At 52.4% G+C, this 14,546-nt stretch carries 10 protein-coding genes; 2 read left to right on the forward strand and 8 right to left on the reverse strand.

Translation table 11 applies throughout. The annotated features are described in order from the left end of the window. Positions 1–3 precede the first annotated feature (3 nt). Positions 4–1,317 (reverse strand): DEAD/DEAH box helicase, encoded by a 1,314-nt coding sequence (locus tag ABD852_RS16005; protein ID WP_345030704.1) that lies wholly within the window; start codon positions 1,315–1,317, stop codon positions 4–6. Positions 1,318–1,432: 115 nt separating this feature from the next. Here ABD852_RS16005 and ABD852_RS16010 point away from each other — a divergent pair, with 115 nt between their 5' ends. Further along, positions 1,433–4,381: an FAD-binding and (Fe-S)-binding domain-containing protein gene (locus tag ABD852_RS16010; RefSeq protein ID WP_345030705.1), complete on the forward strand. Its 2,949-nt coding sequence runs from the start codon at positions 1,433–1,435 to the stop codon at positions 4,379–4,381. Positions 4,382–4,388: 7 nt separating this feature from the next. Here the strand turns inward: ABD852_RS16010 and ABD852_RS16015 are convergent, their stop codons facing one another. The 6 genes from ABD852_RS16015 to ABD852_RS16040 all read right to left on the reverse strand — a co-directional run bounded on the left by ABD852_RS16015 (position 4,389) and on the right by ABD852_RS16040 (position 11,352). Beyond that, entirely contained in the window at positions 4,389–5,177 is a 789-nt protein-coding gene (locus ABD852_RS16015) for a TPM domain-containing protein (protein WP_425568818.1), read from the reverse strand. A 2-nt stretch (positions 5,178–5,179) separates the two neighbouring features. After that, entirely contained in the window at positions 5,180–5,623 is a 444-nt protein-coding gene (locus ABD852_RS16020) for a TPM domain-containing protein (protein ID WP_345030706.1), read from the reverse strand. Positions 5,624–5,659: 36 nt separating this feature from the next. Next, complete coding sequence (locus ABD852_RS16025; RefSeq protein WP_345030707.1) at positions 5,660–6,241, reverse strand: LemA family protein; 582 nt, start codon at positions 6,239–6,241, stop codon at positions 5,660–5,662. Between the two features lie 156 nt (positions 6,242–6,397). Next, positions 6,398–7,540, reverse strand: coding sequence for a deoxyribodipyrimidine photo-lyase (locus ABD852_RS16030; protein WP_345030708.1), 1,143 nt, complete (start codon positions 7,538–7,540; stop codon positions 6,398–6,400). 51 nt (positions 7,541–7,591) lie between these two features. Continuing rightward, positions 7,592–9,283, reverse strand: coding sequence for a S41 family peptidase (locus tag ABD852_RS16035; protein ID WP_345030709.1), 1,692 nt, complete (start codon positions 9,281–9,283; stop codon positions 7,592–7,594). A 107-nt stretch (positions 9,284–9,390) separates the two neighbouring features. Then, entirely contained in the window at positions 9,391–11,352 is a 1,962-nt protein-coding gene (locus ABD852_RS16040) for an acetoacetate--CoA ligase (protein ID WP_345030710.1), read from the reverse strand. Between the two features lie 321 nt (positions 11,353–11,673). On the opposite strand from ABD852_RS16040, the gene ABD852_RS16045 reads away from it, so the two are divergent. Then, positions 11,674–13,293 (forward strand): pseudouridine synthase, encoded by a 1,620-nt coding sequence (locus ABD852_RS16045; protein WP_345030712.1) that lies wholly within the window; start codon positions 11,674–11,676, stop codon positions 13,291–13,293. 18 nt (positions 13,294–13,311) lie between these two features. On the opposite strand, the gene trpB is transcribed toward ABD852_RS16045, so the two are convergent. Continuing rightward, positions 13,312–14,517 carry a tryptophan synthase subunit beta gene (gene trpB / locus ABD852_RS16050; protein ID WP_345030714.1) on the reverse strand — a complete coding sequence of 402 codons (1,206 nt, stop codon included), beginning with the start codon at positions 14,515–14,517 and terminating at the stop codon, positions 13,312–13,314. Between the last annotated feature and the right edge of the window lie 29 nt (positions 14,518–14,546).

Below are 14,546 nucleotides of genomic sequence, written 5' to 3' on the forward strand. Positions count from 1 at the left end.
TTTTCATTTCTTCCGTCCACGTGTCTTTTTCTCAGTCGTTTTCCGCTTGTTTACGGGGCGCGCCTTTTTCTCGTGGAATGCGCCTTTAAAATCGGGGTCTTCCCGGCGCCGCTGGTTGTCAATTTCCCTTAGCATTGCCTGTTTTTCCTCAAAAGGAGTGGGTGCTACCGTAATGTCAGGCAACTGATCCCGCGGAATTTTCATCCGGATAAGGTCTTCGATTTTGGCAATATGATATTCGTCAGCAATGGTCAGAAAAGTGATGGCGCTGCCCTGGTGGTGCGCTCTCCCGGTACGGCCGATCCTGTGGACGTAATCTTCGTAAATCAACGGCACATCAAAATTGATCACGTGGCTGACTTCGGTAACATCGATGCCCCGGGCGGTAACATCGGTAGTAACGAGTACGCGGATGTTCCCGTTTTTAAAATCATTCATGGCATTAATCCTCGTATTCTGCCCCTTATTGGCGTGAATTACCCTTATTTCGTCGGCCGTCAGGACCTTTCGCTCCAGGAATTTGAAAATATTGTTAGCGGTCTCTTTCGTCCTGGTAAATACCATCACCCGGTTAAACGCCTCGCCTTTTTCAAGCAAATGTTCGAGCAGGTAAACCTTTGTCCGGAAATTGGGCACTTCATACAAAATTTGCCCGACCTTTTCGGCGGTGGTCGCCTGGGGGGAAATCTCTATGCGGGAAGGATATTCAAGGAATTCCGCCGACAACCTTTCTACTTTTTCCGGGAAAGTTGCCGAAAAAAGTAAATTCTGTCTTTTCCGGGGAATAACCTCCAGTATTCGCCTGATCTGCGGCATGAAACCCATGTCCATCATCTTGTCGGCCTCGTCGAGAACCAACGTGTTGAGCTGTTTCACCACGATCTCATTTTTCAGGTAGAGGTCCATGAAACGGCCGGGCGTACTTACTATAACATCCACGCCTTTGCGGATGCCGTCGATCTGGGCCGTAGGCCCTATTCCGCCGAACAGGCAGACGTAGCGCAACCCGGTGTACTTTGCCAGCGCCTCTATCACGGCGCCGGTCTGGAGCACCAGCTCACGGGTGGGCGCCAGGATCAGCCCCCGTACGTGATCACCCTGCGGGTATTTCAACTTCATCAGCAGCGGAAGTACGAATGCTGCCGTTTTGCCGGTCCCGGTTTGTGCAATACCGAGCACGTCATGACCGGCCAGGATCATAGGGATACCTTCCTGCTGAATCGGCGTAGGCTCGCTATAGCCCGCCTCCTCGATCGCATTGAGCAGCTGACGGTTCAGTTTGAGGTCTTCGAATGAAATTTTCCCTTGATTTTCCATAGGGCAAAGGTAGACAAATCTGAGAGAAGGACAGATTTACCACGTGCTTTCCTGTTTTCAAGTCCCGATACTTGATTAACTTTGTATGTTTTCAATATATTGTATTTTACGAAGAATGCCCAGCGAAATTTCAGTACCCGGTGTTTCCTTTGATTCCCTCAAAAATACTTTCGAAGGGGAGTTTTACAGCGACAGCATTATGCGGACGTTGTACGCAACTGACGCATCGGCCTATCGTGAAATGCCCCTGGCGGTGGCGCTGCCGAAATCGGAGAATGACCTGAAAGCGCTGATCCGTTTTGCCAACCAAAACCGGGTACCGCTTATCCCGCGAACCGCCGGTACTTCGCTGGCAGGCCAGGTGGTAGGCAAAGGCATCGTGGTGGATGTGTCGAAATATTTCGGGAAAATTCTCGAGATCAACCCGGAGCAGATGTGGGCCAGGGTGCAGCCCGGCGTAGTGAGAGACGAGCTTAACATGGCCCTGAAGCCTTTCGGCCTCTATTTCGGGCCCGAAACGTCAACCGCTAACCGTGCAATGATTGGCGGAATGGTCGGCAACAACTCCTGCGGATCGAATTCCGTGGTATACGGCAGTACCCGCGAACACCTTCTTGAAGTACGGGCTTTGCTATCCGACGGTTCCGAAGCCGTCTTCAAAGATCTTTCCGCTGAAGAGCTGGGGGCGGTACTGGGCAGCGGGAACCCGTTGCTACGCTCCATTTACCAAAAAACCGACAAAATCCTTTCCGATACCTTTAACCAGGCTGAAATCAGAAAGAATTTTCCCAAAAAATCGATTGAACGCAGAAATACCGGGTATGCACTAGACATGCTGCTCGACTGCAGTCCCTACTCCGGCGACGGGCCGGCGTTTAACATGTGCCGGCTGATTGCAGGCTCAGAAGGAACGCTTTGCTTCATTACCGAAATCAAGGTCAACCTGATCCCGCAGCCCCCCAAATCCCAGGGGCTGGTGTGCCTGCACTTCCATTCCATTGACGAGGCCCTGCGCGCGACCGTACTTTCGCTTAAATACAAGCCCCAGGCCGTAGAACTGATCGATTCCTACATCCTGGAATGCGCCGCCAAAAACCCGGAGCAGAGGCAGAATGCATTTTTTGTGCAAATGACCGAAAACGGCGAATACCCGGCAATCCTGGTCGTGGATGTTTCGAACGAGACACCCGAACTTGTCCGCCGGACCGCAGACCTGCTCACCGCCGAAATGAAGGCGAACGGGATGGGATACCACTACCCGCTGCTGGTAGACGAGGATACCAAAAGAATATGGACGCTGCGAAAAGCAGGATTGGGCCTGCTGGCCAATATTCCCGGGGACGAAAAAGCCGTAGCAGTAATTGAGGATACCGCCGTTGATGTGGCCGACCAACCCGAATACATCCGGGATTTCAACCTTATTCTCCAGAAGCACGGAATGTCGGCCGTACACTATGCGCATGCCGGTTCGGGAGAAATACATCTCCGGCCGATCATTAACCTGAAGACCAGCGAGGGGCATGCCCAATTCAGGCTTATTGCAGAGGAAATTGCCGCACTGGTAAAAAAATACGACGGCTCCCTATCCGGGGAACACGGCGACGGGCGGCTCAGGGGCGAGTTTATCCCGAAAATGGTAGGCGACCATAACTACGCCCTTTTCAAAGAAATAAAGGCGGCCTGGGACCCTAACGGTATCTTCAACCCGGGCAAGATCACGGACACGCCCCCCATGGACACCTTCCTTCGCTATGAGGCAGATCAGCAAGTCCCGGAGATACCGACCTATTTCAGGTTTGAGAACCAGACCATTCTCCAGCATGCAGAGCAATGCAACGGATCGGCAGACTGCCGGAAAACGCACCTGAGCGGCGGCACGATGTGCCCGAGCTTTATGGCCACCCGCAACGAAAAGGATACCACCCGTGCCCGCGCGAACATTCTCCGCGAGATGCTGACCCATTCCGATAAGAAAAATCGTTTTGATCACCCGGAGATCAAAGAGGTTTTTGACCTCTGCCTGGCCTGCAAGGGATGTAAAAGCGAATGCCCGTCGAATGTGGATGTAGCCAAACTGAAAATGGAATTCCTGCAGCACTATCATGATGCGCACGGAGTTCCGCTTCGTTCGTGGCTGGTAGGGAACTTCAGTAAAATGACCGGCCTGGCTTCCCGTCTCGCACCCTGGGCCTACAACCTGATTTTCAAAACCCCTGCGCTTCGGAAAATAGCCAACCGGGTGGTTGGTTTTCATCCCGAACGGACGATGCCGCTGCTGGAGAAACAAACGCTCCGCGAATGGTTCCGAAAGAGGGGCGAGACCGGTAGAGGCAACCGAACGGTGTATGTTTTTTGCGATGAATTTACCAATTACAACGATGTAGAGATAGGCAAAAAGGCAATCCTCACACTCGAAAAACTGGGTTACACCGTAAGAATACCGGACCATGCACCGTCAGGACGGCCCCAGTTGTCGAAAGGATTGCTGAGAGATGCCCAAAAAATTGCCGGGCAGAATGTCTCAATGCTGAAAGACATCATTTCTGAAGAAACTCCGCTTATCGGCATTGAACCTTCGGCGATCCTGACTTTCCGCGATGAGTACCCCGATCTCGTGCCGGAATCGCTCGTAGGGGCGGCGAAAAGTCTTGCGGCGAATTGCCTGCAATTTGAAGAATTCATATCGCGTGAAATGGAAGCAAAACGGATTTCAAAGGACGCCTTTACGCGCGAAAAACGGTTGATCAAGCTTCACGGGCATTGCCAGCAAAAAGCGATGTCGGGCATGATTCCTACCAAAAAAATGCTTTCTTTCCCTGAAAACTATACGGTTCAGCTTATACCGTCCGGTTGTTGCGGAATGGCCGGGTCATTTGGCTACGAAAAAGAGCATTATGATCTTTCTATGAAAATAGGTGAACTGGTCTTGTTCCCTACGGTCAGAAACCAGCCGGAGGAAGTCCTGATTGCAGCACCCGGCACAAGCTGCAGGCACCAGATTCACGACGGGACCGGGCGCGAAGCGCGGCACCCGGCAGAAATTCTCTGGGAAGCGCTCGTATAGCAGGCTGCTAATAGCTTCCGCCGGCGCCGCCGCCGCCGAAGCTCCCGCCGCCAAAGCCACCAAAGCCGCCGCCTCCACCGCCGCCAAAGCCGCCACCGAAGCCGCCTCCCCAGCTTCCGCTGGAGCGTCCACGGCCGGAATAGGTGGTATAAGGCCAGAATACCGGGCCGGCGTCAAAACCGCGCCCTCCATTTCTGCCCCCACCCTTTCCGCGGTTGGAAATGGAGATGAGCACAATAATGAAGATTACGATAAAGATGATTAACCCGATCGGGAATTCCTCTTCCTCTTCGGCGGGATCAGCCTTGTATTCCCCCGATGCATATTGGGCAATGGCGTCAACCCCGCGGTCAAGGCCGCGGTAAAACATGCCGTGTTTAAACTCAGGTATGATCACCTGGCTGACAATCCGTTTGGCAATGGCATCGGGGATAGCGCCTTCCATCCCGTAGCCGGTGGCAATAAAAACCTTCCGGTCAGTGGCCGCCCAAAGAATTACAATGCCATTGTTTTTGCCCTGCTGACCTACACCCCAAGCCCTACCCAGCGCAAATGCGTAGTCCGCGATCGGGTATTCGCCGGTAGAGGGCACAATCACGACGGTTATTTGTGATGAGGTCGAATCGTTGTATGCAACAAGCTTCCGCTCCAGCGCTTCGATTTCTGTCGGATTGAGCTGCCGGGCAAAATCATTCACCAGTCTCGGGGGATCGGGTTTTTCCGGAATGGGCTGAGCCATTCCGCCGAATCCGCCCAACAGCAGAAAAAATATGAATAGAATCCCTTTAGCTCTCATTTTTATTTGCCAAAAACAATCTCATTTGGCAGTTCATTTCCGGAATCTCCCGTTTCCGGGAAATATTTTTTCAGCTGCTCGCCGGCTTCCAGTATGCCATTGACAAAGCCGTCTGCGAATGCAGATTTGACAAAATGTGACCGCAGATGTTCCTTCGTCGTTTCCCAGAAATCTGCCGATACCCGCTCATGAATCCCCGAATCTCCCAAAACGGCGAATTTATGGTCTTCATAGGCGAGATAGAACAAAACGCCATTGCGCAAGGCAGTTTTATACATTTCGAGCTCGTCGAAAACCGCCCGGGCACGGGTCATTACGTCATCCTGGCAATTACTTTCTATGAACACCTGGATTTCACCTGATGTCTGGCTCTCAGCGCTGCCGATTGCAGCAATAATCCGCTTCTGCTCGTCAGGTGAAAAAAAGGAAGCTTTTGTAAACGACATGGCCGCGAATATTTTGCTGAGCGTGCAGAAGCCGGGTCAGAACTGAACCGCCGGTGCGTTTTGAGCGGCCTGCGAAGCCTCAAACGGTGTTTTGGTCTGGAAACCGAATATGCCGGCCATAATATTGGCCGGGAAGGATCGTACCGTCGAATTGTAATCCCTTACGGTACCGTTAAAGTCATTTCTTGCTATAGTGATCCGGTTTTCTGTTCCTTCAAGCTGCGCCTGAAGTTCCAGGAAATTCTGGTTGGCCTTAAGCTCCGGGTAGCGTTCGACCGATACCAGCAACCGGGACAGCGCACTGCTGAGGCCATCCTGGGCAGCCTGGAATTTCTGTATGTTTTCCGGGGTAAGGTTATCCGGGCTAATCGTGGTCTGCGTTGCTTTTGCACGTGCCTCAATCACGCTTTCCAGTGTGCTTTTCTCGAAGTCAGCAGCCCCTTTTACAGTATTTACCAGGTTGGGTATCAGGTCGGCCCTCCGTTGATATTGGCTTTGCACTTTCGCCCAGGCCTCTTTTACGGCCTCGTCTTTGCTCACCATCCCGTTGTACGTGCCACAGCTTGTGAAGCCGAAGGCCGCGACGATCATCATCAGAGATACTATAATTCTGGACATAGCTGTATTGATTAGTTTTTGTGATGCTAAATTTAAACTCAGATCAAATGTAACGAATAATAGAAAACAAGTAAAAACTTTACACAAACGGCTAATGGGTGATACATACGCTTCTGTCGTCTGCCAAATGGAAAGCCCTCAGCCGCTTGCCTGCTGCTATCCCGCCTTTTTTACGGGCCCCAGCCCCGCGTAATAGTTCCAGTTTCCCCAAACCAGGGCCACTTCGTAGTAAACTGACCCGCTCTCGATCCAGCTTGCGCCCCAGGTCCAGTTCACGCCCATTTCGTCAATCAGATAATGCGCTACAACGGACATTTCCTCAAGCGTTATGGTGCCGCTCCGGTTGAATTTTTTCATAAGGCTGTTCACGCCCACGTCGCTTGTTTCTCCTTCCCGCCACAGCTCGAAAGCCTCCTTGTCATAACGCCAGGGGCGGTCAATCTCGTGAGCCAGCCCTGCAGACTTAAATAACCTGGTGCCGTATTTCAGGGCAACGAACTGCAAATAGTCCCGCCAGATCAGTTGCCGGTACAGCGCATCACCCAGTTCCGAACCATTGGTTTTATGATAGGCTACCCGGGGAGAAACCAGGCCCACGGAAATCCAATTCAGCAAATCTTCTACGCCTGCCTTTCCTGCGGCCAGTCCGGCAGCGATTTCCGCTTCGGTCGGAGGCGATATCCCCGGCTCGAACGCCTCCAGTTCATCCGCATCAAAACCCAGCTGGCCGTAATCGGGAAACACATTCCCTTCGTCGGGCGGGCAGGAATTAGTCAATTCCCGGCCGACCACCGGAAGCCTGATTTTCAGCGCTCCGACGGCCCCTGCAAATTCTTCCGCATCTTCGGGAAGCCGGGAAATGTAAAAAGGAAGATCATGCGGATGAATGAGCGTATTCATCCACGTAAGCGAAATATCGACGTTTATTCCTTTCAGCTTTTTACTTAATGACGCCTCGACGTTAGTCTCTTCGAGGGTAATTTCTTTAGACGCCCTTACCTCGGTTACGCTATACTGGTTGGCAAGGTCGGCAACCACTTTCTCCGGATCGCCCATCCGGATCAGGAGATTCCCGCCCTTTTCCCGCATGGAGGCCTGCAAATTCTGCACCACTGCGAACAGAAAGGCTGCCCGGCGGATTCCCGCCTTTCTCATCCCGGGTTCTCTTACCCGAAACCTCCGGGGGTCAAAAACATAGACAGGGATCACCTCGTCGGCGTCGGAAACAGCATTCCAGAAGGCTTCATTGTCTTGAAGCCGCAGGTCGTTGCGGAACCAATATAAAATACGGTTTGACACAGCTATAGCTTTCGTTGGTACAGTTAAAAAATTAGTGGCGACGGCCCGGGATCACTTCAGGCGCATTTGACCGAACTTCCCTTTTTCCAGCGCCGCGGCATTGCCAAACTGTCGCAAAGCTACCTGAAAGACCGGATCGGAAGGATTAATAATCTGATAAATTTCATTCGAAAGCCCGTCTTTCCGCTGGCGTCCCCAGACATACCTGCCTATCAACGCCTTGATTTCCAACTGTATTTGTGCTTTTGATTTCTGGTATTCCTTTTCATGAAAAACGATGCCCTGCTTTTCGCTTTCCCTGACGATTTCTTTCAGCATTGGTTCGTTCACCTGAAAATCCGAGAAGAAAGATTCAAACGGTTTTTTTAACAGACCTTGCTGATTCAGGGCTGCATACTTTAAGGCGAAGTCGCGGAGGATGTTCTTACCCCTTAATTCAAACAGGTAATTGCTGTTCCGGCTGCTGTCCCTGGGAACGAAGACGTCGGGCATAATGCCGCCGCCGCCGAACACTTCGCGGCCTCCGACGGTAGTATACCTCAGCTTTTTATTCAGATGAATGCTATCGGCATGAAAGAACTCACCGCTGTCATACCGGTTGGAAAGATCCTTACCATACTCCTCGCTATGGCCCATTTCGTAGGGCTTTTGAATGCTTCTGCCGGAAGGCGTATAGTATCTCGACACGGTTAGCCGCAGTTCCGAATTATCGTCCAGTTTTAGCGGCATCTGGACCAGCCCCTTCCCGAAGGTGCGGCGACCTATCACAAGGGCGCGGTCCTGGTCTTGCAGGGCACCGGCGAGAATTTCCGATGCGGAGGCGCTTCCTTCATCCACAAGCACCACAATCGGTCCTTCTTCGAATATACCGGCAATATGCGCCCGGCTTTCTTTGTCCATTCCGGCCCGCTTGCCTTTGGTATACACCAGAAGCTTGTCGCCTGCAATGAATTCATCCGCCATGTTGACCGCTTTCTCCATGTAGCCTCCGGGGTTCCCGCGCAAGTCAAGAATAAGGCGATTCATTCCTTTTTCTTTCAGCATTCCCAGCGCTTTCTTAAACTCGTCGTAGGTTGATTCCGAGAACCGGGTCACCTTGATATACCCTACATCCTTACCGGCCATGTAGGCGGCGTCAACGGAATAGGTGGGAATACGGTTCCGGGTAACCTCAAACATTATCGGTTTTTTGGCGCCGTTTCGAGCGATTTCCAGCTTCACTTTGGTTCCCCGCTTCCCGCGCAGCATTTTAAAAACCCTGGTATTGGTAGCGCCCGGCCCCGAAAGCGGTGATCCGTCAACAGACAATATCCGGTCACCGCTCTGGATCCCGATCTCTTCTGAAGGTCCGCCGAAAAGCGGTGTGACCACATATACAGTGTCGTTCTGTATATTGAACTCCACCCCAATACCGTCAAAGCCCGACTCCAGTTGTGAACGGGCAGCCACCGCCTCTTCAGCCGTCAGGTAAGCCGTATGCGGATCCAGCTTTTCCAGCATTTTGGAGATCGAATAATCCACCAGCTCGGCGGTACTGACCGAATCGACGTAATCGCGCTCAATCCGGTTTAATACCTGTCTAAACTTGTCATAGCCCGCAGAAACGTCGCTTACTTTTGAGCTGCCGCCCAAAAGCGTCGCCCCGATCACCATTCCGCCTGCCAGGGCCAGGCTCAGCATAATCGGTATGCGTACCTGGACAGGTGAATTACGAACATCATCCCGGCCTTGTTGATTACTCATCTGATTTTTGGTTTGAGGGGCAAGCTTGGAGTCTTGAGGTGTGAGGGATGAGGTGTGAGGGATGAGGGGTTGCTGCTCATCCCTCACACCTCAAGGCTCACACCTCCCTACTGTTTCATCTGCTGCGCCAGTGTTTCAAAGAAAGTCATTGAACCGGGATTGGCCATGGCCTCCTTGCTTACAGCCGTACCCGGGTTGGCACCCATCAGTACCTTTTTTACCGGAGTTTCCATCTTCTTTCCACTTTTCGTATAGGGAATTTCCTTTACTTCGATAATCTGATCCGGGACATGCCTGGGGCTATATCCTGAACGGAGCCTTGTTTTTATCCCGTTCACCAGCTCGTCGGTAAAACTTGCGCCGTCGTTCAGCACCAGGAACAGCAGGATGCGGTCGGCATCTTCCAGATACACCACCAGGCTATCTTTCACCTCGCCGAAGCTTTCGGTAGCGCCGTAAATTTCTGAAGGCCCTATCCTGACGCCCTGCCGGTTCAAAGTCGCATCGGAGCGGCCATAAATAATCACCGTTTTGTCTTCCGTGATTTCAATCCAATCGCCGTGGGCCCACACGTTTTCAAAACGGGTAAAATAACTGTCGTAGTATTTTTTATTGCCGGTGTCTTTCCAAAAATATACCGGCATACTCGGCATAGGCTGAGTAATCACCATTTCGCCTTGTTTCCCGATAACGGCATTTCCGCTGTCGTCGAAGCATTCTACGCGCGCTCCCAGCATACGGCACTGAATTTCCCCGGCATAGACGGGCAACAGGGGACATCCGCCTACGAAGGCCGTGCAAACGTCGGTACCCCCGCTAAGCGATACCAGCCACGTATCCTTTTTAATGTGCTCATACACCCAGTTAAATAATTCAGGCGTTAGCGGAGAGCCTGTAGAACCAATACATCTGACACTTCGCAGGTCCTTTTTTACCAACGAATCACCGGCTTTCACACAAGCGGAAAAAAAAGACGCCCCGGCCCCGAACTGGTTCACCTTTGCGGCTGAGACTATATCCCAGAGGACATTGATGTCCGGAAACCCCGGTGATCCGTCGTAGAGCGTGAGCGACGCGCCGGTGAGCAATGCGCTCACGGCGTAATTCCACATCATCCAGCCCGTGGTGGAATACCACATAAAATTATCCCCTGGCCGCACATCCTGGTGAAAGATCAGCGCTTTCATATGCTCCAGCAGGCAGCCGCCAGCACTATGCACGATGGCCTTTGGCTTACCGGTAGTGCCCGAAGAATAGAGGATCCAGATCGGGTGAGAAAAGGGCATTGCCTCGAACTCCAGCACCGATGCGGGAACAGCCAGGACGTCGTTCCAGGATACAAAATCGTGGAAATCGGCCTGTTCATCAAGGTATGGGATCATCACAACATGTTTCACAGAAGGAATGGCGCCTCTTATGAGGGAAATATCCTCCTGCTTATGAAACTCCCGGCCGTTGTACACATAACCATCGACCGCGAATATCACTTTCGGCTCAATTTGCTGAAAACGATCGATCACCGCTACATTTCCAAAATCCGGCGAACAGCAGGACCACACCGCGCCTACCGCATTGGCCGCCAGAAAGGCCGCTACCGCATGCGGGGTATTGGGCAACACCCCGGCAACCCGGTCGCCGGGTACAATACCAATTTTGCGAAGCCAGGCGGCAACAGCACCCACCTGCGCTTCCAGCGTGTCCCAGGAAATCGGCGTCAGCTTTTGTCTTTCCGACCTGAACCAAATCGCAGGCCGTTTTTTTTCCTTGTTTCTAAAAACATGCTCTGCGTAGTTGAGCGTCGTGCGATCAAACCATTGTGCCCCGATAAACCCTTCCTTCGGGCGGATAAGCACCTGGGTATACGCATCTTTCTTTTTTATGCCGAAGTAAATCCATAAACTTTCCCAGAAACTCTCGGTATCAGTTACCGACCAATTCCACAATTCCTCGTAAGTATTAAAGTAGAGCCCTTTTTTGATGAACAGCCAATCCATGTACTTCTTAATATTGGCATTTTCACGTAACGACGGGTCAGGTTTCCAGAGCGGGATTCTCGCAGTATTATCCATAAAAAAACAAAAGGTACCAAAGGGTTTGAAAGGCGCCATCCCCTGTCCCGGATACCCCGGACAAGGGATGGTGCGCAAAACAGGGCATTAAAATAGCATTTTTTTATAAACAAGACGGAAGATGCGCTTAGCCGCTGAATATATTTTACCTTTGATGTGCTTTCCGTAGTTTCAAAAAGCGCAATTCAGACTGCGACAGCAGCAATGCGGATTCCGCCGGATGGATGGCCATAGCAACCTGAAATTGCCGGCGTGCGCGGACCGCGCAGGTCGGGGTAACCGATTGCTGACTACTGAAGGCACACAACTTTATTTATCCAGATGAGAAACAAAAACGATTTCGAGAGAGGCGGGGAAGGGCGTGGTCGGCATGACGGAAAAGGCAGAAAAAGCCGGGGCGAAGGACAGGCCTTCGGAAGGAAAGATTCCCATGAGGGCCGGGAAGGGTCGGGCGGCAAAAGGACGGACCGCGACTGGCAAAAGGACGGGCCGGCCCGAAAGCGGGAAGGAGGACCTGAACGGTCTTTCAACAGGGAAAAAACCGGCGGTTTCAGAGGGAATACAGGAAACAGCGACCGGTTTGACCGTAACCCGGACCGGACCGGAAAACCGGCCTTCAGCAGAAGCAACGAAGGAGGTGACCGACCATTCAACCGAGAAAGATCCCAGGGATTTGAAAGGAAGCGGAACGAAGGCGACCGGCCCTTCAGCCGCGAAAGAGCCGGAGGCTTTAAAAGAGAAAATGACGATAGCAGACGACCGTTCAACCGGGAACAACGGTCCACGGACTTCGATAACAGAAAGGAAAGAGACGAACGCCCCTATAACCGGGAAAGAGCCGGAGGCTTTAAGAGGGACAACGACGGAAACAGCCGCCCGTTCAACCGGGAGCGCACCGGTGGTTTCGATAACAGAAATGAAGGGGGCGAGCGCCCTTACAGCCGGGAAAGAGCCGGCGGATTTAAGCGCAATACTGAAGGAGACGGTCGTTTCAGCCGCGAAAGGTCTTCCGAAGAACGCCGCTCTGAAGAAAGGCCGCGGGCAACCCGTAGCTTTGGCGAAAGACGACCGGAATCGGGTTTCCGGGACAGACCGGAACGTGAAAGGGGAAACCGGGAGTTCAGAGAACGCCCCGCGCGCCGCTTCCCGGATGATGAAAACAAACGTCAGCCTACGGCCCCGGCCCGTGGTTTTCGCGACGACGAAAACGATGGGGGACAGGATAGCCAGGACGGCCCGATCCGCCTCAACCGCTTTATTGCGAACGCCGGTATTTGTTCAAGAAGAGAAGCCGATGAGCTGATCGAATCGGGACAAATTACAGTAAACGGGCAGGTAGTGAGCGAAATGGGCTTTAAAGTAAAGCCCTCCGACATCGTCAAATACGGAAAACGCATTCTAAATGCCGAGAAGCTCGTTTATATTCTTCTGAACAAGCCGAAAGATTACATTACTACTACGGAAGACCCGGAAGACAGGAAAACGGTATTGCAATTGATAGAAGGCGCCTGCGAGGAAAGGGTTTACCCCGTAGGCCGGCTGGACCGGAATACAACCGGTCTTCTGCTGATTACCAACGACGGAGAACTGGCCGACAAGCTTACCCACCCCTCCAACAATATCAGGAAAGTTTACCAGGCGGAATTGGACAAGCCTATTACCCTGGAAGATTTTGAAGCCCTGAAAGAAGGTGCAGAGCTGGAAGACGGCTTTATAAAGCCCGACGACGTGGGAATTGTAACACCTGACGCCTACGTGGTGGGAATTGAAATTCACAGCGGCAGAAACCGCATTGTAAGGCGCCTGTTCGAGCACTTCGGGTACCAGGTAAACAAGCTCGACCGAACCACGTTCGCAGGGCTCAACAAAAAAGACCTGCCGCGCGGAAAATGGCGTTTCCTAACCAAAAAGGAGGTTATTACGCTTAAATTTCTGACTTAGAAAGGAAAAAAATGGGGTTTACAGCCCCATTTTTTTCATATAAGTGCTCATGTCTTTATCGCCGCGCCCTGACAAATTGACTACCACCACTTCGTCGGGACCGATAGCCAGTCGCCCCAGTACCGCCAACGCATGTGACGACTCCAGGGCGGGGATAATCCCTTCCAGGCGGGTTAGCTCAAAAGCAGCGTCCACCACCTCTTCATCCGTTGCAGAAAGGAAAGTACCCCGGCCGGTCTCAAACAAATGCGCGTGAATAGGCCCGATTCCCGGGTAGTCAAGCCCGGCGGAAATAGAATAAGGTTCTACGACCTGGCCGTCCTCTGTTTGCATCAGGATGGTCCTGCTGCCGTGCAGGACACCGGGTTTTCCCAATGCGGTCGTTGCTGCCGAGTGCCCCGAATCCACACCCAGGCCGGCGGCCTCTACCGCAACTAATTTCACCGACGGACTGTGCAGGTAATGGTAAAAAGCCCCGGCAGCGTTGCTGCCTCCACCCACACAAGCGACTACGCAATCAGGGTTTTCGCGGCCTTCGTGCTCCAAAAGCTGCATTTTTATTTCCTCGGAAATAACCGACTGAAACCTGGCAACCATATCCGGGTACGGATGTGGGCCGACGACCGACCCGATGATGTAATGGGTGTCGTCAGGATTGCTGATCCAGTGCCGCATAGCCTCATTGGTAGCATCTTTGAGCGTTTTCGAACCGCAGGTAGCAGCCCTGACTTCTGCCCCCAGCATACGCATGCGCGCTACGTTCGGGGCCTGCCGCTCAATGTCCACCTCTCCCATGTACACAATACACTCGAGGTTCATCAGCGCGCAAACCGTTGCCGTAGCCACGCCATGCTGACCGGCCCCGGTTTCAGCCACAATTTTTTTCTTTCCCAAACGCTGCGCCAGCAGGATCTGGCCGATGGTATTATTTACCTTATGTGCGCCGGTGTGGCACAAGTCCTCGCGCTTGAGGTAAATCCGGCCGCCATATTTTTCGGAAAGCCGTTTTGCATGGTACAAAGGAGTAGGCCGACCCACGTAATTTTTCAGCAAGTCCCTGAACTCCGCTTCGAATGAAGGTTCGGCAATCAGTTGCAGGTAACGTTCCCTGAGCTCTGTAACATTGGGATATAACATTTCAGGTACGAATGCTCCACCGAAATTGCCGTAATACCCCCTTTCGTCCACCTCAAAATCTCTGATTTGCTGCTTGATATCGTTCATTTTGTTACAGTAATGCTAATAGGCCCTAC

The organism is Ravibacter arvi (assembly GCF_039540405.1).
GTDB classification, from domain to species: Bacteria; Bacteroidota; Bacteroidia; order Cytophagales; family Spirosomataceae; genus Ravibacter; species Ravibacter arvi.